The sequence below is a fragment of the Pseudomonas sp. FW306-02-D09B genome, assembly GCF_058782685.1.
Genome location: NZ_JBYSXY010000007.1, coordinates 110,073 through 130,565 on the forward strand (window position 1 = coordinate 110,073; position 20,493 = coordinate 130,565).

Genomic DNA, 20,493 nt, shown 5'->3' on the forward strand with positions numbered 1-20,493 from the left:
GTTCTCCGGAAGTGTGAATGGCCCCTGATTCTGAACAATGGCTCACTTTAAAAATGGTTTTTTTACAACCACGCTATACGTCGAAACCTTGTTCTTAATCAGCGCCACCGACCAGTTCTCCGCCAGCACCCGCAACTCTTCCAACGCCCCCGTTACCCCATGAGGGAACAACTCCTTGTTCTCGATATTGGCTTTTGTATCCATCAACCAGTGCGCCACATCGATATTTGAGGGCAATACCCGCATGTCGTGGATCGTGAAGCCACTTTCCTCAAGCACTTCACGAAAGTACGCCGGTGATTTGCGGTGTTTGCAGGCGAGGCGGTCGACTTCGTCCGGGGTGTCGGGGGTGTAGGTTGCGGGAGGGGTGTTGTAGAGGTTGTCGGCGATGACCACCACACCGCCTTCGCGCACTCGGCCGGCGAGGGCTTGCATGGTGGTTTCGTAGAGCTCGTCGGGGAAGTGCGAGATCACGCCGCGGATGATCACCAGGTCGTAGGGTTCATCCGCGCCCGGAAGCAACTCGATATCCTTGGCGTTGCACAGGTAGAGATTGATACGTTCGGACAACCCTTGCTCGGCGTGGAATTTCGCGCAGTGTTCCAGTTGTCGGCGGCTGACGTTGACCCCGTCCAGGCGCTCGCATTCAGGGAAGCGTTCCGCCAGGTATTTGAGGATGTAGCCCCAGCCACAACCGATGTCGAGGATGCGTTTGATCGGTGGGCGATTCGGTTCTTCGAGGCCGGCGAGTTTCAGTTGTCGTTCGAAATAGCGGATGCCGGACTCGTCGAGGCTGATGGGCGGAGTCGAACGTGGATCGTCGTAGACACCGAACTGGAACAGGATGTAATTGCCGATTGCCTTGCGCCAGTCCTCAGGGCTGTCGCCGTAGGTGTACACGACCTTCTCCTGATAACTGTCGATGCTGGAGCCCTGGATGATTTGATAAGGCAGACGGGTTTCATCGGCGGGGGTGTTTTTTTGGGGTTGGCTGTTCATGGCTGATTTCTCGTGAAGGTATGGACGAAGCAACTCTGCTCAGCGGTGGCTGTGCGCGAGTTCTTTCCAGCTGCGTACCCCGGCCGGCCCGACTTGTTCGAAGATCCGACGAAACCAGATGCTGAAGGCTTCAGGGGTTGCCGCGATGCGTCCCGGAATCTCGGAGAGCTTCTGCCATTGCCAGCTGTGGGCTTCTTCGGGATTGGCAATCGGTGGAGTACGGCTGATACCGGCGAACACGTGGTCGTATTCATGCTCGATGAGCTGGTTTGACACGCGTTCGTGGTAGAGCAGGGTGGAGACCGGCGTCAGTTTGCAGGTGAGCCCCATTTCTTCGCGCAGCCGGCGTTTGGCTGCGGCGCGGGTCCGCTCACCCTGGCGCGGATGTCCACAGCAGGCGTTGGTCCACAGGCCTTGAGAGTGGTATTTGCCCAGTGCCCGTTGTTGCAACAGTACACGGCCGTTGCCATCGAAAATGAAGATCGAGAATGCTCGGTGTAAAAGACCCTGTTGATGGACGTGCAACTTCGGTGCAGAGCCGATTTCACGATCGTCTGGATCAACAAGTATCAATTTTTCTTCCAAGGGCAAACTCCATTTTGTTTTCGCTGTTGGGCGTTATGGTAGGCAAAGCTAGTTCGTGAGTTTAGTAATGTTTGTGTGTGGGGAAGGAATCTAGTTGAGTTTTTAATAGATGCAAATATTTTAATGGTTTTTAATTGGCTTCGTTGTTAGTTATATTTTTATATTATTTTGTATAGGTTTTCAGGAAAATCCTTTAGGTCAATATGATCTGGCTTATATAGCTAATCTTCATCAGTCAGAGGCTTGTAAAGTCGTGGTCGTTTGCTATCTTCGAGACCGAAAGCCAATGTTTCTTTGGCCGATTACGGGTTGAGATGAATTTCTTTGCTCATGCCTCAGTCTCAAGCCCTAGTATTTTGGCCGCGCTCTGTCGGTTGATTAACGCAATGTTGATCAGGGGGCTTATAGGGGAGCGCCTGTTGATTTAGTTGGTCGGTTGAGGCTGGAGTGAAAAATTTATGATACAGCGTCTATTGATTGTCGATTCGACCGATACCAGGTTGGACAGTGCGTTAGAGAGGGTTGCGTGTAATCTTGAGGTATTCGTTGTGTTTGCGCTTAGTGCACATCACAACATGGAAAGGCTGTTGGCGAGGTGCTTGAGGTTCGAGCCGAAGTTGGTCATTGTCAGTGAGCCGCATCAAGCGCACCAGCACCTCATGGCTGCCAGTAACTCTTCTTTCCACTCAACTTCCGTTCGGCCAGCAATCCGGCCTTCGAACTTGAAGGTTCGCGGCGTCATGTGGCGTTGGCGATTCAACAGATGATTGTACTGAGCGAGTTGCTGGTAAATCGGGTGCTGGATAATTTCGATCCGTACGACTCCGACGCGTAAAGCACAACCTGTGGCGAGGGAGCTTGCTCCCGCTGGAGCGCGAAGCGGTCCCAACACCATTCGATGCGGTTTTGCTGGAGGACCGAGTGAAGGGGTTACGACTGCTGCGCAGCCGAGCGGGAGCAAGCTCCCTCGCCACAAGGGATTGTCGGCTGTCAGACAGTCCGTCAGGTTTCTCACCCGCATTTTACGGCTGCCAGTAACTCTTCTCCCCACTCAACTTCCGCTCGAGAAAACTCGCCGCGCTGATCAGTGCCAAGTGGGTCAGCGCTTGTGGCGTGTTGCCCAGGTGCCTGGCGTGGCTGTCGAACTCTTCGGCGTAGAGCCCGAGCGGGTTGGCGTAGCGCAGCAGTTGTTCGAACTCCAGGTGCGCTTTTTCGACCATACCGGCGCGAGCCAGGCACTCGACGTACCAGAACGAGCAGGCGGCGAACGCGCCCTCGGTGCCGGGCAGGCCATCGATCTGGCTGTCGTCGTTGTGGTAGCGGTACACCATGCCGTCGCGCACCAGGGTTTTCTGGATCGCTTGCAGGGTCGACAGCCAGCGCGGGTCCCTGGCGCTGACGAAACGCACCAATGGCATCAGCAACATCGAACCGTCAAGCGCGGTGCCGCCGATGTGCTGGACGAAATGTCCATGTTCGTCGCTCCAGAAGTTGTTCCAGATGTCGGCGTAGATCGCTTGGCGGGTCTGATCCCAACGGGCGAACGGGGCGGGCAGCGAGCGTTTCGACGCGAGACGGATGGCCCGGTCCAGTGCCACCCAGCACATCAGCCGTGAATGCAGGAAGTGATGCTGCTCGCCACGCATTTCCCAGATGCCGACATCCTCTTGCTGCCAGCTATCGCAAACCTGATCGACCACTTTGATGGCATGTTGCCAACTCTCATGGGAAATGGCCTCACCGTACTTGTTGACCAGGTACACCGCGTCCATCAACTCGCCGAAAATATCCAGCTGAGCCTGCTCGTAGGCCTGATTGCCGATACGTACCGGCTTGGCATTGCCGTGACCGGACAAGTGCGCGAGTTCGATTTCCGGCAGCTCCTGACGACCATCAATGGCATACAGGACGTTGAGCTTCATCGCTTTGCCCTGGCAGTCGCTCATCCGTCCGTGCAACCAGCGCATGTAGGCGTTGGCTTCATCGACAAAGCCCAGGCGCATGAAGGCATAGACGGTGAAGGAGGCATCGCGGATCCAGGTGTAGCGATAGTCCCAGTTGCGGGCGCCGCCGGGTATTTCCGGCAGGCCGAAGGTCGCGGCGGCGAGGATCGCGCCGTGTTTGCGCGAGGTCAGCAGTTTCAGCGCCAGTGCCGAGCGGTTGACCATTTCGCGCCAGCGTCCGCGGTAATTGGATTGCCCGATCCAGTCGCGCCAGAACTTCAGTGTGCGTTGCAGGCACAGGTCACTGTTTTCATCCTTGAAGCGTGGGTCGTCGAGGGCGCCGAGGAGGAATTCGGCGCTCTGTCCCTGTTTGAGGCTAAACGTGGCGACGGCGGCGTCTTTCACAACCTGCATCGGCTGATTGGCGTGCAGGCGTAAACCTGGCTGGTGAGCGGCTTCGAAGCAGACGTCTGCGCCGTCGACCCGCGCCGTGGTCTGCGCTCGGGCGTAGTCATGGCGCACCGCGCAATGCAGGTGGCAGGTGGCGTGGCCACTAACCAGCCGCACGCGACGGATCAACAGGGGCAGGGCGTCATCGTTGTCGCCGACCGGCAGCAGGTCGGTGATCTCCACCACCGCTTGTTCACTCAGCCAGCGGGTTTGCAGCACGTTGGTGTCGGGCAGGTAGATTTGCTCGCGCCGGGCATCGGGCAGCTCGGGTGCCAGTTGGAAAATCCCCGCGTCCGGGGTGTCCAGTAATGAGCAGAAGATCGACGGGCTGTCGAATTCCGGCCAGCAGAAAAAGTCCACGCTGCCCTTGTCGTTGACCAACGCTGCGCTGCGCATGTCCCCGATGATGCCGTGGGCGTCGATAGCGCTTTGTCGCTCGTTGTAATGATCAGCCATTGCTGCGTCACTCCGGATAGAGACATAGGCCGCCATCGATGAACAGTGTGCTGCTGACGAGATGTGCCTATCACTCAGCTTTCGACGGGCGGGCATATCAGGTGACTGGCGCAAGGTGGCTTGAGTTCATGTTTGGCGGGCTTATTTGTGGTTTTTTACTACCTGGACGCTTTGTGGCAAGTTGCACGCCTCAGCAGAGGATGGAAGCGGATGGCAAATCCCTATCAAGCGCTATTCAACGCCCCTGGCAGCCGCGCCTTTGTGCTGGCGGGAATGGTCGCGCGCATGCCGATCTCGATGACCGGCATCGGCCTGATCACCATGCTCTCGCAGTTGCAGGGCGGTTACGGGTTGGCCGGGTCAGTGGCGGCGACCTTTGCCTTGGCCACGGCGTTTTGCGCACCACAGGTGTCGCGCATGGTCGACCGTTTTGGTCAGGGCCGGGTGCTGCCGGTTTCGGCCTTGGTCGGCGGTTGCGCGTTGTTGTTGCTGTTGCTCTGTACACGATTGCAAGCGCCGAACTGGACACTGTTTGTGTTCGCCGCGCTGGCCGGTTGCATGCCGAACATGTCGGCGATGGTCCGGGCGCGCTGGACCGAGCTGTATCGTGGTCAACCGCAGTTACAAACCGCCTATGCGCTGGAGTCGGTGCTGGATGAGGTGTGTTTTATCGTCGGACCGCCACTCTCGGTGGGACTGTGCGTGGTGGTGTTTCCCGAGGCCGGGCCGTTGGTGGCGTTGCTGATGTTGGCGATTGGGGTGAGCGCGTTTGTGTTGCAGCGCAGCACCGAGCCGTCGGTGCATCCGCATGACGCCGATCAACCAGGTTCGGTCGTGGGTTCAGGGGATATACGCCTGTTGATGCTGTTGATGGGCGCCATGGGCACTATCGTCGGGGTGGTGGATGTGGTCAGCGTGGCGTTCGCCCAGCAGCAAGGCCAGCCGGCAGCGGCGAGCATCGTGCTGTCGGTGTATGCCATCGGCTCGTGCCTGGCCGGGTTGGCGTTCGGCGCCTTGAAACCCAACGTGCCGTTGCCGCGTTTGTTTCTGTACGGCGGAGTGGCGACGGCGCTGACCACGCTGCCGTTGCTGCTGGCGGGGAACATTCTCGGGTTGTCGCTGGCGGTGTTTGTTGCCGGGCTGTTTTTCGCACCGACGTTGATTGTCGCCATGGGGTTGGTGGAGCGCATCGTGCCACCAGCCAAACTCACGGAAGGCCTGACCTGGCTGATCACCGGCCTGAGCATCGGCGTGGCGATCGGCGCAGCCGGTTCCGGCTGGCTGGTGGATGCCTTCGGCGCACGCAGCGGGTTCTGGCTGTCGATTGCGGCGGGGGCGGTGGTGCTGGGTTCGGCCATCCAGAGTTATCGACGACTCAAATGAACATTGGCGTCAGCTGACTCAAATCCATGGATAGGCGATAAACCCGTAGGAGCAAGGCTTGCCCGCGAAGCGAACACCGCGATTTTTCAGGTATTACGCGTCATCGTTCATCGCGGGCAAGCCACGCTCCCACATGTACGGCGACTAATTTGTGTTGGGCGTCATTCTTTCCCCTTACCGGCCAGCGATGACGTGCGCGCCTTTGGCAATGATGAAGTGGAAATCGAAGCCACCCCGGCAACCACCTCGGTTGACGGAGACGAACTGGGTGCGCTTGTGGCACGAATCTCCCTCTCACCCTTGGTTCAACAGGCGTTCTGGGCCCGAGTACGACTGAGTGACCGACCGATGACTGGCACTGACTTGCAGCGTTGGCTGAAGTTGTCATCAGTGCGACAGCAAAAAAATTAAAAGTAGATGGAACTGTTTCTTTCAGAAATGTCCTACAGAAACCCCCGCGGCATTGCCCTTAGTCTGAGGCGCTCTTGATAAGGGTGGGCGTAAACAGCCGCACCGTCATTGTAGGGTCAATCAACCATGCCGAATAAAGCGTTACGTATCCTGATCGCCGATGAGCAGCATTTTCATCGCATGAAAATCGAGCGCAAGCTGAATCAGCTCGGTTACTACCGAATTGCCCCCGTGCACTCCCTTGTAGAGCTGCTCAGCGTTGTCGAATACGGCTGTGAGCCGTTTGATCTAGTGATCATCAATGCAACCTTGTGTACCGGGACCGGCCTGGACCTGGTGGCGTTCTGCCAAGACAACCAGCAGATCTGTCATACGTTGATCTACGATGCCCAGAAAGCCGGCTTGCCCGCGTTGTTCGCCGTCCAGCAGCACAACGTGCGGATCAGCCAGGATCGCGTACCGGACCAGGAAACCCTCGAAGGGCTGATGAGTCGCGTCGATATACCGGCTCACGGTTCCCGGCGTGGGCACGCCCGGCAGCAGGGCGGTTTGCGCGCCTGAGGCACACGACCGTTGGTCTGAACTGTCAACTTTGACAGGTAGTTTCGCCCTGTTCCTCGTGCAACAGTCGTTGCGCAGCCGTTGTGTCAGCCTTGGCAAATGCCATGGGCGGCATGCCGGGGTTTTTGGGCGTTTCTACAGGAGTTGCCATGCTGTCAGTGCTGATCGCGGATGATCATCCGGTTGTTGTGGCCGCTGTCAAAATGCTGCTTGCGGCACTCAAGGATTCCAATGGCAGAGAGATGTTCCAGACCATTCTGGAATCATTCAATGGTGTTGAGGCCCTGCAGACGATCCTTACCCAGTCACCTGATCTGGTGGTGCTGGATCTGAATATTCCCAGGCTTGGCGGGTTGGAACTGCTGAGTCGTCTGCAGCGCGATCAGTCACCTTCTCGGGTGGTGGTCTTCACGTCTTCTGAGCCAAGGTTTTATGTCGATCGCTGCATGAGAGCCGGGGCCTTGGGCTTTGTCTCGAAAACCAATGACCTGCAAGAGCTGCGTAAAGCCGTTCAAGCGGTGATGTCTGGCTATATGTATTTCCCTCAACTGGACTCCAGCTCAGTGAGTCTGGATCCGCTGCAACTTAACGAGTCGCAGATGATCGGGAAACTCTCTGACCGTGAACTGAGCATCTTTCGATACCTGGCGCTCGGCTTTAGCAACAAGGAAATCGCTAAAGCCATGAACCTCAGCCACAAGACCATCAGCACCTACAAAACCCGTTTGATCGCAAAGCTCAACGTGAAGTCCCTGGTTCACTTGAGAGAATTCGCCATACGCAATCAGCTGATCTGAATGCATATGCGCCTGCGTGACTGGTTGATTGTGTTGATGCTGTTCAGTCCACTCTGGTCGGTGGACAGTTTCGCCGCAAAGCCACAGCTGCTGAAACTGCAAGGGCGTTCGGCCGTCGACGGTTATCAGGTCGAATTGGAAGAGGCCGACTGGCGCTGGCTGCGCGAGCAGGGCAGTTTGCGGTTGGGCGCTTCGGCGCCGGATTACGTGCCGTTCGAGGTCACCATCAGCGACAGGTACCTGGAAGGCATCACCGCCGATTTTGCGGTCCTGCTCAGCCAGCTACTGCACATCCCGGTCGAGGTGAAACGCTACCGGTCCCGAGCCGAGGTGATTGCGGCGTTGAAGCTGGGCAATGTCGATCTGTTGGGCACCGCCAACGACTTTGAAGCGGCCGATCCGCAGCTTTTGATGTCGCGTACCTATGCCGAAGACGCACCGGCCCTGGTTACCCGCTTGGGCGACAGCGCCAGGCTGACAGCCGACCTTGCGGGTCAGCGGGTGGCGATGCTCGACCATTACTTGCGACCCGAAGCGGTCGAAGCGGCTTATCCCAAGGCACATTTGCAACTGTATGACTCGACATTGAGTGCAATCGGCGCCGTGGCTTTTGGCGGTGCTGATCTGTACCTGGGCGACTCCCTCAGTGCCGGTTACCTGATCAACAACAGTTACCTGAACAATGTGCAGCTGGCGGGATTTGCCCGCCTGGAGGTCAACGCATTCGGGTTTTCAGTGAGTGCTGACAACCCTCGATTGCGGCGGATTATCGATGCCGCGTTGGCGGTGATTCCTGTGCAGGAGCGCATGACTGTCCTGCGCCGCTGGAGTGCCGGCAGTCGTTTCAGCGGTGCGCAACGCTTGCAATTGAGTACCCGCGAACAACGTTGGATGGATAGCTACCCATCGGTCAGAGTCGGTGTCATCGACAACTTTGCACCGTTGTCATTTTTTGACGAGAAGGGTGAGTTCAGAGGCCTCAGCGCTCAGGTACTGGACCGGATCAGCCTGCATACCGGGCTGAAGTTCGAGCTCGTGCGCGGCCATTCGTTGTATCAGCAAATAGAGCAGGTCAAGCAAGGCGGGATCGATCTGCTGGCCGTGATTACCCCGAGTAACGAGCGTCAGGCGGAACTGCGTTTTACTCGACCGTATCTGATCAATCCCTTTGTCCTGGTCAGTGCAGGCGGTACCGGGGACCCTGCGACACTGGACGACCTGGCCGGTAAGCGGTTGGCGATCTACAGCGGTCATGCGCTGCGTGAGTTCATCCTTGCGCGCGTTCCCGGTGTGCGCTTCGTCGATGTGCAAACCCCCGCCCAAGGTATGGCGCTGGTCGCCAAGGGGCAAGCCGACGCGGCATTGAGCTCATTGATCATTGCCCGCTACCTGATTGCTCGGGAGTATCGTCACGTTCTGGCGATAACCAGTACCGTGAGCACCGAACCGGCACACATCAGCTTCGCGACCAACCGTGGAGCCCTTGAACTCTACTCAATTCTCAATAAAGCCCTGTTAAGCATTCCCCCGGAAGAAATGGACGAGTTGGCCAACCGCTGGCGCAATGAACTGCCGGTGGATGACAGCTACTGGTCGCGTCACCGCACGTCCATCCTTCAGGGTTTTTTGGCCGCAGGACTGTTGCTGCTGTTGGCGCTGGGCTGGATTGCCTACCAGCGCAACCTGATCCGCAAGCGCCAGCAATTGCTGCAACAGGTGCAGCAAGCGAGGGACGCGGCGGACGATGCCAACCGTGCCAAAACCACCTTCCTGGCAACCATGAGCCATGAAATCCGCACGCCAATGAACGCTGTGATCGGCATGCTCGAACTGGCGATGTTGCGAGCTGAAGAGGGCGTCACGGACCATCTTGCGATAGAGGTGGCGTGGAATGCAGCGCAGCAGATGCTGGAGCTGATCGGCGATATTCTGGACATCGCGCGGATCGAGTCGGGGCATTTGTCCCTGACCCCGGAACGCGCGAATCTGTTGGCGCTGGTCAGTTCGGTGAGCAAAGTATTTGAAGGCCTGGCACGGCAAAAGAACCTGCTTTGGCAGGTCGAACTGGATGCCCGTAGTGACCGCGATGTGTTGATCGACCCGATGCGTTTCAAGCAAATCGTCTCCAACCTGCTGAGCAACGCGATCAAGTTCACCCGCGCCGGACAGATCAGCCTGACGCTGCGAGTAGAGCCCGCTGCCGTTCACGGGTACCTGGCGATCAGCCTGTGGATCAAGGACAGCGGGATAGGCATCAGCGAATTCGACCAGCAGCGATTGTTCAGTCGGTTTGTACAGGCCAGCAATAGCCCGCAGGATGGCCGCGGTGGCTCCGGGCTCGGCTTGCTCATCAGCCGTTCGCTGTGCGAGATGATGGGGGGGCGATTGCAATTGCGCAGCGAGCTGGGCGCGGGCACGCAAATCGACGTCAGCCTCGATGTACTGGCATTGCAGCCGCTGGCCGCGCCGCCGGTCGAGACTGTGCCACCGGAGCGAGGGCACTCGTTGAACATTCTGGTGGTTGACGACTACCCGGCCAATCGCCTGTTGCTGGTGCAACAACTGAGCCGTCTTGGGCACCGTGTGTGTGATGCCCAGGACGGTGAGCAGGGGCTCGAATGCTGGCGTGAACATACGTTCGACGTGGTTATCACCGATTGCAACATGCCGAACCTCAGCGGTTACGAGTTGGCCATGGCAATTCGTGACGAGGAGCGGGCCAATGGGGACATGCCTTGCCTGATTCTCGGTTTCACTGCCAATGCCCAGCCCGAAGAAAAGATCCGTTGCATGGAAGCCGGGATGGACGATTGCCTGTTCAAGCCCATCGGCCTGAAAGACCTGAGTGCCCGTCTGGCCGGTGTGACACCGGACACCAACACGCGACAACCGCTCGAAGCGTTGCCGGTCAGCGCTGCCGAAATCGATCTTGGCAGCCTTGAACAACTGGCCGGGCCTGACCGTAGCCTGATCAATAAACTGCTGGCTGAACTGGCCAGCAGTAATGCCAAGGATCTGGCACGGTTACAGGGCTTTTACCGCAAGCGTGACCGCATAGGCTTGCGGGAGCTGGCCCATCGGATCAAGGGCGGCGCGCAAATGGTCAAGGCCCGGCGCGTGGTCCACTGTTGCGAACAACTGGAAGTCGCCTGCGGTGGGCGCGACAACAACGTATTGAACCAGGCGGTGCAGGCCCTGCAATTCGCCATGGAGCGTTTGGCTCTGCACCTGGAGCAATAATGCTGAGCGGTTACGCTCAATCCCAATCGGGAGCGATACCTTTCGGGCTGGTCAGGCGCTGGCCGCGCTCAAGTCCTGCGATCAGCGTCATATCGGCTTCGCTCAATGTCAGCTTGCGGGCCGCCAGGTTGCTGTCGAGGTTGGCCCGTTGGGTCGACGACGGAATCACCGCGTAACCCTGCTGCATAGCCCAGGCCAGCGTGACTTGTGCCGGAGTTGCCTGATGCCGCTCGGCGATCTGTTGGATGACCGGGTCCTTCAGGATTTCGCCGTAGGCCAGGGTCATGTAGGAGGTGATCTGAATACCCTGGCTCTGGGCAAACTCGACCACTGTGCGGTTTTGCAGGTAAGGGTGCAGCTCGATCTGATTGGTCGCGATGTTGTCTGCGCCGACCGCGTCGATGGCTTGCTGCATGAGGTCGACGGTGAAGTTCGACACACCGATCTGCCGCGTCAGGCCCAGCGCCTTGGCTTCCAGCAGGGCACCCATGAATTCATGCACCGGCACCTGGTTTTCCGGGGACGGCCAGTGGATCAGCGTCAGGTCCAGATAATCGGTTTGCAGTTTGCGCAGGCTGTCTTTCAAGCTGGCGATCAGCTGGTCCTTGGCAAAATTGGCGATCCAGATCTTGCTGGTGATGAACAGCTCTTCGCGGGCAATGCCGCTGGCGGCGATGGCCTGGCCGACATCGGCTTCGTTGTCGTAGATCTGTGCGGTATCGATCACCCGGTAACCGAGTTCAAGGCCGGTGCTCACCGAATCGATGACCACCTGGCCTTGCAAGCGAAAAGTACCGAGGCCGAAGGCGGGAACAGACATGTGTGACTCCAGGGGTTGTGACGGGAATGGCGCGAGTATCCCGGTCTGCATCCTTGAGAAAAACCGCTGAATCGGCAAAGCACTTTTTACTGAAAATCACGAATCTGCAGGAGCACAGCTCGCTTCGGGCGGCGTTCCGACGAAAGCGATCTCAAGGACGCCGTCGCCGGCAAGCCGTGCTCCTACGCAATATCGCTGCGGCTGAACTCCTCGCCCAGAAAGTCGATCAGGGTTCGTACCGACGGCAGCAAGCCGCGGCGCGAAGGGAAGATGGCGTGGACGATCCCGCACTTTGGAGCCCAGCCCGGCACCAGTTCGACCAGTCGGCCAGCAGCCAGATCCTCACGCACTACCACGGCGGGCAGGTGAGCGACGCCGAGGCCGGCCAGCACTGCCTGGCGCAGGGCGATCAAGTCGTCGGTGACCAGTCGTGGATGATGGCGGATCAATGCCGTGGCGGCATCCGGGCCGAACAGCTCCCACTGGTATTCACGTTGTGCGGCGCCCCAGTGCAGGCTTGGCAGGCCACTGAGGTCGGCAGGCAAGGCCGGTGATGACAAACGCTCAAGATACATCGGGCAACCCACCAGGCTTTGAGTGCTGTTGCCCAGCACTTTCATCACCAGATCGGTGTTTTCCAAGGGCGGAAAGCGCACTCGCAGGGCGATGTCGAAACCTTCGTGGAGTACGTCCACACGGCGGTTGGTGCTCTCGATGAACAACTCCACCAGCGGGTACTTGAGCATGTAGCGCGTCAGCATCGGCCCGACCCAGGAGTTAAGCAGCGCCGTCGGACAACTGATGCGCACCAGCCCCTGAGGTTCGGAGCGGTTGCGCTCGATCAGTTCCGCGGCGCTTTCGGCTTCCACGCGCATGGCCAGGCAACGCTGGTAGTAGGCCTGGCCAATTTCAGTGAGGGAGCAATGCCGGCTGGTGCGATGGATCAGCCGCACCCCGAGGCGTTCTTCGAGTTGGGAAATCCGTCGGCTGAGTTTCGACTTGGGCATGTCCAGCGCACGTCCGGCAGCGGCAAAACCTCCGTGTTCGACCACTTGGGTGAAGTAGTACAGGGTGTTCAGGTCTTCCACTGTCGTTCTCCAAATAGAACGCTAAGGGTGATTTTCGCAGTCTATCGCATCAAAGGTGCCGGATTTAAGCTTTGTCCATGTTCTGACTCACCCACATTCGGAGGCACCATGAAAAACATCATCGGTATCTACACCAGCCCAAGAGCGCACTGGGTGGGCGACGGTTTCCCGGTTCGCACACTGTTTTCCTACGACAACCTGGGCAAACACATCAGCCCGTTCCTGCTGCTCGACCATGCCGGCCCCGCTGAATTCACCCCAACTACGGCGCGTCGTGGAGTGGGCCAGCATCCGCACCGCGGTTTTGAAACCGTGACCATCGTCTACAAGGGCGAACTGGAGCACCGCGACTCCACGGGCAGCGGCGGCAAGATCGGTCCAGGCGACGTGCAATGGATGACCGCCGCGTCTGGGATCCTGCACGAGGAGTTTCACTCCGAAGCATTCGCCAAGCGTGGCGGCACCCTGGAAATGGTCCAGCTGTGGGTCAACCTGCCGGCCAAGGACAAAATGGCCGACGCCGGTTACCAGACGATTCTCGATGGCGATATCCCAAGTATTGCCCTCCAGAACAAGGCCGGCAGCTTGCGTTTGATTGCCGGTGAGTTCGACGGCCAGCGGGGACCGGCGAAGACCTTCACCCCGATCGATGTCTGGGACCTGCGCCTGAATGCCGGCAAGTTGCTGAATCTGGACCTGCACGAAGGTCGCAACACAGCGCTGGTGGTGCTGCGCGGTGCGGTTCAGGTCAACGGCCTGGAGCTGGTTCGCGAAGGACAGTTGGCGTTGTTCGAGCGCAATGGCGACCAACTCAGCCTCGAAGCCAACAACGATGCGGTGGTGCTGCTGCTCAGCGGTGAACCTATCGACGAGCCGATCGTCGGTCACGGCCCGTTCGTGATGAACACCGAGCAAGAGATTCATCAGGCTTTCGCTGACTTCCAGTCCGGTCAGTTCGGCCGGATGCGCAGTTAACGCGTACGCCGTCAAAAAAAATCCGCTCTACACAGGATACGTAGGCCGGTTCACGGGCCAGGGATGGCTGTTGCCTGAAAGAAAGAGGAAACGCTCATGAGCACGATCAATGCGGCCAACTTCAATGGCCTGAAACCGACCATCGACCCGAACGACAGCGCATTGCTGTTGATCGACCACCAGAGCGGACTGTTCCAGATCGTCAAGGATATGGACGTCCCGCAACTGCGCGCCAACGCGATCGCGCTGGCCAAGGCTGCAACCCTGCTGAAGATGCCGGTGATCACTACGGCGTCCGTACCGCAAGGGCCGAACGGACCATTGATTCCCGAGATTCACCAAGAAGCACCGCACGCCCGATACGTGGCGCGCAAAGGTGAAATCAATGCCTGGGACAACCCTGAGTTTCATGCGGCGGTCAAAGCCACCGGCAAGAAAACCCTGGTGATTGCCGGCACCCTGACCAGCGTCTGCCTGGCATTCCCGTCGATCGCCGCGGTGCATGAAGGCTACAAAGTGTTCGCGGTGGTCGATGCCTCCGGCAACCACTCGAAACTCGCCACTGATCTGACAATTGCCCGTTTGGCCCAGGCCGGTGTGGTGCCGATCGACATCATGGCAACGCTCTCCGAGATGCAAGGTTCGTGGAATCGCCCAGACGCCGAGCAGTGGGCCGCGGTCTACGCCCAGACCATGCCGCATTATCAATTGCTGATCGAGAGCTACCTCAAGGCCCAGCAAGTGGCGAATGAACACGAAGTGCTGGATTCCCAGCGCTAACCGAGCAACCCCCACGCCGACTTCCACTCGGCATCGATAAAAAGCGAGGACCACTGCAATGACTACCTCTTACAAACGCCTGGACAAAAACAACGCCGCCGTACTGTTGGTCGATCATCAGGCTGGCCTGCTGTCGCTGGTACGCGACATCGAACCGGACAAGTTCAAGAACAACGTGCTGGCGCTGGCTGATCTGGCCAAATACTTCAAGCTGCCGACCATCCTTACTACCAGTTTCGAAACCGGCCCCAACGGCCCGCTGGTGCCGGAGCTCAAGGCACTGTTTCCGGACGCGCCGTACATCGCTCGCCCGGGTCAGATCAATGCCTGGGACAACGAAGACTTCGTCAAGGCGATCAAGGCCACCGGCAAGAAGCAACTGATCATCGCCGGTGTGGTGACTGAAGTTTGCGTAGCGTTCCCGGCGCTGTCGGCACTGGCAGAAGGTTTTGAGGTGTTCGTGGTCACGGATGCTTCCGGCACCTTCAACGAAATCACTCGTCAGTCGGCCTGGGACCGCATGTCGTCCTCGGGTGCACAACTGATGACCTGGTTCGGCCTGGCGTGCGAGTTGCACCGCGACTGGCGTAACGACGTGGAAGGGCTGGCGACCTTGTTCTCCAACCACATTCCGGACTACCGCAACCTGATGACCAGCTACAACACGCTGACCAATAGTAAGTAACACCGGTGAGTGGCGTACACGGATTCGGTATACGCCACTCGCCAACTGTGGGAGCGAGCTTGCTCGCGATAGCGGTCTGACAGTCACTGCATCAGTGTCTGTTCCACCGTCATCGCGAGCAGGCTCGCTCCCACATTGGTTTTGTGGTGTTGTGCAGGTTGCGTTCACCTCGCAACCAAACACTCCTACACTGTGGCCAATCTGTGCGATCTTCACGCCATTGGCTTTGCTGGAGTTGCTTGATGTTGTCACTTCTCACCGATCACCCGATGTTCTGCGCCCTGGCGCTGATTTTGCTCGACATCCTGCTGTGGCGGTTGGTCAGTGTCAGTCACTGGCAGTTGGTCGTGCGGGTGGTGATTTTTGCGTTGTTCAGCGCCGTGCTGTTCAACGAAGGCATGAACCCGATGGACGTGGCGCCTTGGCCGGAGAACGTGCCGTTGCACCTGGCCGCGACCGGATTGCAGATCGGTTGGTGGCTGTTTGGCGCGCGAACCCTGACGGTATTGCTTGGCACGGTGATGATGCAACGGGTCGGGCATACTGGCCGGCTGTTGCAGGATTTGCTCGGTGCGGTAATTTTCCTGATCGCGATCATCGCCGCCCTGGCGTATGTGCTCGATTTGCCGGTCAAAGGCGTGCTGGCGACTTCCGGTGCCCTGGCGATCATCGTCGGCCTGGCATTGCAGAGCACCCTCAGCGATGTGTTTTCCGGCATCGTGCTCAACACCACCAAACCCTATCAACTGGATGACTGGATCTCCATCGACGGCACCGAAGGCCGGGTCACCGACATCGACTGGCGGGCCACGCGGCTGCAAACCTCACAGGGCAGCATGGCGGTGATCCCCAACTCGTTGGCGGCCAAGGCCAAGATCATCAACTTCAGTCGGCCCAGCGACATTTTCGGCATTACCATCAGCCTGCAACTGAGCCCTCATGCGCGCCCGCACACGGTGATCGAAGCACTGGAGCGGGCGATGCAGGGTTGCCGGCCACTGCTCAGCAAACCGGCACCGAGCGTCTCCTTGAAAAGCTCCAGCGCCAGTGGCGTGGAATACGAGATCATCGGATTTGTATCGTCCATGGGGCAAAAGCGCGAAGTGCGTAATCTGCTGTTCGATCTGGCCTTCCGGCATTTGCGTGCGTCGGGCGTGAGCCTGTTGTCGACCGCAGAAACCACAACACTGCCGGGCCTTTCACGGCCACGGGCGCTGCTAGAAAGCTCGAGTATTTTTTCGACCTTGCGTTCGGAAGAGAAAGACACCTTCAGCCAGAACATGACGCTCATCACCTTCCGTGCCGGGGAAATGATCCTGCCGGCGGGAGAGGTCAGCGATCACCTGTTCATCATCGAATCGGGCGTGGTGTCAGTGGCCTTGAGCCGTGGCGGCAAAAAGTTCGAAGCCGGGCGCATGGGGCCGGGCGAGGTGATCGGCGAGGCCGGGATTCTCTCGGATGAATCGGTGCCGGCGGACTTTTCGGCCAAGACCTTCTGCACCCTGTACCGGATCGAAAAGGAATACCTCAAACCCTGTCTCGACGCCCGCCACGACATCAGCGAAGCGATGCAGGCGTTACTGGATTTCCGCTTGCACACTGCACAAACCTTGACTCAGGAAGTACCAAAAGTGGTGGAAAAGAAGGGTTTTCTGCAGTGGTTGCGTAGCCGGGCGTAGGCCGTTACGGCGCCTTCACGTTGTTCGCAGACACGGTCGAGAACCTGTGGCGAGGGGGCTTGTCGGAACGCCGCATCGCCCCGTTGGGGCGCGAAGCGACCCTAAAATCGGTATCCGCGGTGTATCTGGAAGTTTACGTTCGCCAGGGGGGCGGCTGCTGCGCAACCGAACGGGGCGGTGCGGCGTTCCGACAAGCCCCCTCGCCACAAGAGCTCCACGGTGTTGCTTATTACTGCGGTGAATCCGATGAATCGAGGTGATCCAGCGCTCGATTCACCGCCAACCCGGCCGCAGAAACGGTCGCGCCAAAAGACGGGCGGGTCAGTCATTGGCTACCTCGACTTCTGAACAATTGGCTATTTGTGCCAATCGCCGGCAGCGCTACCGTATAGCGCATCCCCACTTGCTACGGAGCTGACCATGCAATCTCGTGTCGATTTCTACACCGCTTCACCCGATGCCCTCAAAGCCATGATCGCGCTGGAAAGCGCGGTGACAAAACTGCCGCTGGAAAAGTCGCTGATCGAACTGGTCAAACTGCGCGCTTCGCAAATCAACGGCTGTGCCTTCTGCGTCGACATGCACACCGCCGATGCGCGCAAAGGTGGCGAGACCGAACGCCGTCTGTATGCGGTGTCGGTCTGGCGTGAAACGCCGTTCTTCACCCCGCGTGAACGCGCGGCGCTGGCCTGGACCGAAGCCCTGACTCGCATCAGTGAAACTCATGCCCCGGACGAGGATTACGCCCTCTTGAGCGCCGAGTTCGACGCCAAGGAAATGGTTGACCTCAGCGTGGCGATTACCACCATTAACGCCTGGAACCGACTGGCGGTGGGTTTCCGCAAAATGCCCCAGGCCTGATCGGGGATCAATGGGCGTCTGCCGACGGCGCAGCCGGTGCTTGCACCTTGCGCATCAAGGGCACCATCAGCGTGGCGATCATGAAGCAGACCATGATCATCAAAAACGCATCGCCATAGGTTTGCGTCTGGGCTTCGCGGTAGGTCAGCAGCCACAGTTGGTGCAGGCTGGCTGTCACGCCCGCGTCGCCGCTCTGACCCAGGGCGGCGAAGTTGCTGCCGACCTGTGACAGCCACTGGTTCATGGCTTCATTGCTGCTGTTGAGGTGCTCGGCCAGTCGCGTGAAGTGCAGGTTGGTGCGGTCATTTAGGATCGTCGCGCAGGCGGCAATACCAATCGCACCTCCCAGGTTGCGCATCAGGTTGAACAACCCCGAGGCGTGCTTCAACCGCGCCGGGGCCAGCCCGCCCAGGGTCAGCGTCACCGCCGGTGGCACCGCCAATTGCTGGGCAATTCCGCGCAACGCTTGCGGCAGTATCAACTCCCGCGCGCCCCAGTCATGGGTGATCGGGCTGAAGTCCCACATCGATAATGCGAACAGCCCAAGGCCGGTCATCATGATCCAGCGCAGGTCGACGCGGTTGGCCAGAAAGGCATACAGCGGAATCGCCATGATCTGGAACACCCCGGTGGAAAACACTGCCAGACCAATGTCCAGTGCCCCATAACCGCGCACCCGGCCGAGGAACAGCGGTGTCAGGTAAATGGTCGCGAACAGACCGATCCCGGTGACAAATGAAAAGAAGCAGCCGAGGGCAAAGTTTCGGTCTTTCAGCGCCCGCAGATCAACGATTGGATTGTTGACGTGCAAGCTCCGGCCGATAAACGCCAGGCCCGCCAGCCCGGAAATCCACGCGGTGGTCAGAATCGTCTGGTCGCTGAACCAGTTCCAGCGCGGACCTTCCTCCAGGGTGTATTCCAGGCACCCGAGAAACAGCGCCATGAACACCATGCTCAGGTAATCCGCGCCCTTGAGCAGGGACAATTCCGGCTGGTCGATTTTCACCAGCATCGGCACCGCGACGGCGACGAAAATCCCCGGCACCAGGTTGATGTAGAACAGCCAGTGCCAGGACGACACGTCGGTGATCCAGCCGCCGATCACCGGCCCCAGGGTCGGCGCCAATGAGGCCACTGCACCGATGGTCGCGGCAGCGATCACCCGTTGTTTGCCGGTGAAGAAAAAGAATGCCGTGGTGAACACCAGCGGGATCATCGAGCCGCCAAGAAAACCTTGTAGGGCGCGGAAGGCGATCATGCTCTGGATGTTCCAGGCCGCGCCGCAGAGCAAGCTGGCCAGGGTGAAACCAACCGCTGAGACGCAGAATAGCCAACGGGTGGAAAACACCCGCGACAACCACCCTGACAGCGGAATCACGATGATTTCGGCGATCAGGTAGCTGGTTTGCACCCAGGCGGTTTCGTCGGTACCGGCCGAGAGCCCTCCGCCGATGTCACGCAGCGAGGCTGAAACAATCTGGATATCCAGCAGTGCGATGAACATGCCGATGCACATCGTGGCGAAGGCAAACACTTTGGTCGCCGTTGCCATGTTCGCGGCATTGAACGGTACTGCCTGGGCGATGAGGGCGCGGCTCATGGTGCGCTGGCCCGGGCTATGGCAACGGTGGTTTCCTTGGGCGCGGTTTTGGTATCAACCGAGGCGGTCACCGACAGCCCCGGACGTAATTGGCCGAGCACGCCGTCGGCCGGATCGAGGAGGATCCGCACCGGCACTCGCTGGACGATTTTGGTGAAGTTGCCGGTGGCGTTTTCCGGTGGCAACACACTGAACTGCGCGCCAGTGGCTGGCGCCAGGCTGTCCAGATGGCCATGGAATTCGCGGCCCGAAAGCACATCGGCATGAATGCTCACGCGCTGCCCCGGCACCATGTGCGCCAGTTGATCTTCCTTGAAGTTGGCATCGACCCACAATCCGCTGGCCGGCACCACCGAGAGCAGTTGCGAACCGGCTTGGGCATAGGCGCCAACCCGCGCCCGACGGTTGCCGATGACACCGTCGACCGGTGCGCGCAGTTCGGTGTAGCCGAGGTTCAGCTGGGCCAAATCACGTTCGGCACGCGCCTGCATCAACGCCGCCTTGGCTTGTTGCTTGCGGGTGGCGATCACGTCGAGCTGCCGTTGCGTTGCGAGTAACTCGGCTTGTGCCCTGGCACTCAGCGCTTGAGCCGTCTTGAAGGTGGCATCGGCGCGTTGTGCACTTTCCACCGACACCGCATTACTGCCGACCAGTTTTTTGTAGCGGGCATTGTCATCCCGCGAGCGGGCGGTTTCCGCACCGGCGGCATCGATCCCGGCGCGCGCCTGACCGATCACCGCATGCTGCAATTGCTCCGTGGCATCGAGATTGGCGAGCAGCGCTTCTTGCGCCGCAACGGCGCCTTCGGCCTTGGCCAGGCTGGCGCGATAGTCGCGTGAATCAAGGCGGATCAGCAGGTCGCCAGCCTTGACGCGTTGGTTGTCGGTCACCAGCACTTCTTCGACATAACCGGCGACTTTCGGCCCGATCACCGTCACGTCGCCACCGATGTAGGCGTCGTCGGTTTCTTCGATGAAGCGGCCGCTGGTCCACCAGTGCGAACCGTAGAGGGCGATCAACGCCAGGGCAAAGAGGCCCGCAACGGCGAGCAGTAGGCGCTTGAGCAGAGGCGGGCGCGCAGGTTGCACGGCAAGGGAAGGATCAACGGCGTTCAGGTTGGTCATGGCAATCCCCTATGGGGTAGCAGTCGTTATTACGAGCATAATATGATGTAAGTAAT

16 protein-coding genes and 3 pseudogenes are annotated in these 20,493 nt (G+C 59.1%); 12 read left to right on the plus strand and 7 right to left on the minus strand.

Features of this window, described 5'->3' with window-relative positions:
* Positions 1-42 precede the first annotated feature (42 nt).
* On the minus strand, positions 43-999 hold the full coding sequence (locus AC3WK5_RS14155) for an SAM-dependent methyltransferase (protein WP_103316079.1): 957 nt from the start codon (positions 997-999) through the stop codon (positions 43-45).
* Between the two features lie 39 nt (positions 1,000-1,038).
* Positions 1,039-1,584 carry an isopentenyl-diphosphate Delta-isomerase gene (gene idi, locus AC3WK5_RS14160; RefSeq protein WP_103316080.1) on the minus strand — a complete coding sequence of 182 codons (546 nt, stop codon included), beginning with the start codon at positions 1,582-1,584 and terminating at the stop codon, positions 1,039-1,041.
* 458 nt (positions 1,585-2,042) lie between these two features.
* Here idi and AC3WK5_RS14165 point away from each other — a divergent pair.
* A pseudogene (locus AC3WK5_RS14165) lies at positions 2,043-2,240 on the plus strand (1-deoxy-D-xylulose-5-phosphate reductoisomerase); the annotation flags it as partial.
* A gap of 47 nt (positions 2,241-2,287) precedes the next feature.
* A pseudogene (locus AC3WK5_RS14170) lies at positions 2,288-2,419 on the plus strand (DUF6124 family protein); the annotation flags it as partial.
* Positions 2,420-2,606: 187 nt separating this feature from the next.
* Here AC3WK5_RS14170 and AC3WK5_RS14175 read toward each other — a convergent pair.
* Positions 2,607-4,433, minus strand: a complete 1,827-nt coding sequence (locus AC3WK5_RS14175) for a glycoside hydrolase family 15 protein (RefSeq protein ID WP_103316081.1) — start codon at positions 4,431-4,433, stop codon at positions 2,607-2,609.
* A 210-nt stretch (positions 4,434-4,643) separates the two neighbouring features.
* On the opposite strand from AC3WK5_RS14175, the gene AC3WK5_RS14180 reads away from it, so the two are divergent.
* The 5 genes and pseudogenes from AC3WK5_RS14180 to AC3WK5_RS14200 all read left to right on the plus strand — a co-directional run bounded on the left by AC3WK5_RS14180 (position 4,644) and on the right by AC3WK5_RS14200 (position 10,825).
* A complete protein-coding gene (locus AC3WK5_RS14180) occupies positions 4,644-5,816 on the plus strand; it encodes an MFS transporter (RefSeq protein WP_103316082.1) in 1,173 nt (390 codons plus the stop codon).
* A gap of 174 nt (positions 5,817-5,990) precedes the next feature.
* Positions 5,991-6,157: pseudogene (locus AC3WK5_RS14185) on the plus strand (MgtC/SapB family protein); the annotation flags it as partial.
* Between the two features lie 196 nt (positions 6,158-6,353).
* Positions 6,354-6,788 (plus strand): ANTAR domain-containing protein, encoded by a 435-nt coding sequence (locus AC3WK5_RS14190; protein ID WP_103316083.1) that lies wholly within the window; start codon positions 6,354-6,356, stop codon positions 6,786-6,788.
* A 149-nt stretch (positions 6,789-6,937) separates the two neighbouring features.
* A complete protein-coding gene (locus AC3WK5_RS14195; RefSeq protein ID WP_103316084.1) occupies positions 6,938-7,585 on the plus strand; it encodes a response regulator transcription factor in 648 nt (215 codons plus the stop codon).
* Positions 7,586-10,825: a transporter substrate-binding domain-containing protein gene (locus AC3WK5_RS14200; RefSeq protein ID WP_103316085.1), complete on the plus strand. Its 3,240-nt coding sequence runs from the start codon at positions 7,586-7,588 to the stop codon at positions 10,823-10,825.
* A 16-nt stretch (positions 10,826-10,841) separates the two neighbouring features.
* Here AC3WK5_RS14200 and dkgB read toward each other — a convergent pair whose 3' ends face one another.
* Positions 10,842-11,645, minus strand: a complete 804-nt coding sequence (gene dkgB, locus AC3WK5_RS14205; RefSeq protein WP_103316086.1) for a 2,5-didehydrogluconate reductase DkgB — start codon at positions 11,643-11,645, stop codon at positions 10,842-10,844.
* 182 nt (positions 11,646-11,827) lie between these two features.
* The gene (locus AC3WK5_RS14210) at positions 11,828-12,733 is read right to left on the minus strand and encodes a LysR substrate-binding domain-containing protein (RefSeq protein WP_103316087.1); all 906 of its coding nucleotides are present in this window, start codon (positions 12,731-12,733) and stop codon (positions 11,828-11,830) included.
* 108 nt (positions 12,734-12,841) lie between these two features.
* Here AC3WK5_RS14210 and AC3WK5_RS14215 point away from each other — a divergent pair, with 108 nt between their 5' ends.
* The 5 genes from AC3WK5_RS14215 to AC3WK5_RS14235 all read left to right on the plus strand — a co-directional run bounded on the left by AC3WK5_RS14215 (position 12,842) and on the right by AC3WK5_RS14235 (position 17,713).
* Positions 12,842-13,708 carry a pirin family protein gene (locus AC3WK5_RS14215; protein WP_103316088.1) on the plus strand — a complete coding sequence of 289 codons (867 nt, stop codon included), beginning with the start codon at positions 12,842-12,844 and terminating at the stop codon, positions 13,706-13,708.
* Between the two features lie 96 nt (positions 13,709-13,804).
* Entirely contained in the window at positions 13,805-14,488 is a 684-nt protein-coding gene (locus AC3WK5_RS14220; protein ID WP_103316089.1) for an isochorismatase family protein, read from the plus strand.
* 58 nt (positions 14,489-14,546) lie between these two features.
* Complete coding sequence (gene ycaC / locus AC3WK5_RS14225) at positions 14,547-15,173, plus strand: isochorismate family cysteine hydrolase YcaC (RefSeq protein ID WP_103316090.1); 627 nt, start codon at positions 14,547-14,549, stop codon at positions 15,171-15,173.
* 242 nt (positions 15,174-15,415) lie between these two features.
* Positions 15,416-16,852 (plus strand): mechanosensitive ion channel family protein, encoded by a 1,437-nt coding sequence (locus AC3WK5_RS14230; protein WP_103316091.1) that lies wholly within the window; start codon positions 15,416-15,418, stop codon positions 16,850-16,852.
* A gap of 420 nt (positions 16,853-17,272) precedes the next feature.
* Positions 17,273-17,713, plus strand: coding sequence for a carboxymuconolactone decarboxylase family protein (locus AC3WK5_RS14235; RefSeq protein WP_103316092.1), 441 nt, complete (start codon positions 17,273-17,275; stop codon positions 17,711-17,713).
* Between the two features lie 7 nt (positions 17,714-17,720).
* Here AC3WK5_RS14235 and AC3WK5_RS14240 read toward each other — a convergent pair whose 3' ends face one another.
* A complete protein-coding gene (locus tag AC3WK5_RS14240; RefSeq protein WP_103316093.1) occupies positions 17,721-19,313 on the minus strand; it encodes a DHA2 family efflux MFS transporter permease subunit in 1,593 nt (530 codons plus the stop codon).
* The gene (locus AC3WK5_RS14245) at positions 19,310-20,437 is read right to left on the minus strand and encodes an HlyD family secretion protein (protein WP_103316094.1); all 1,128 of its coding nucleotides are present in this window, start codon (positions 20,435-20,437) and stop codon (positions 19,310-19,312) included. Before AC3WK5_RS14245 ends, AC3WK5_RS14240 begins: the two co-directional genes overlap by 4 nt.
* Positions 20,438-20,493: the final 56 nt, after the last annotated feature.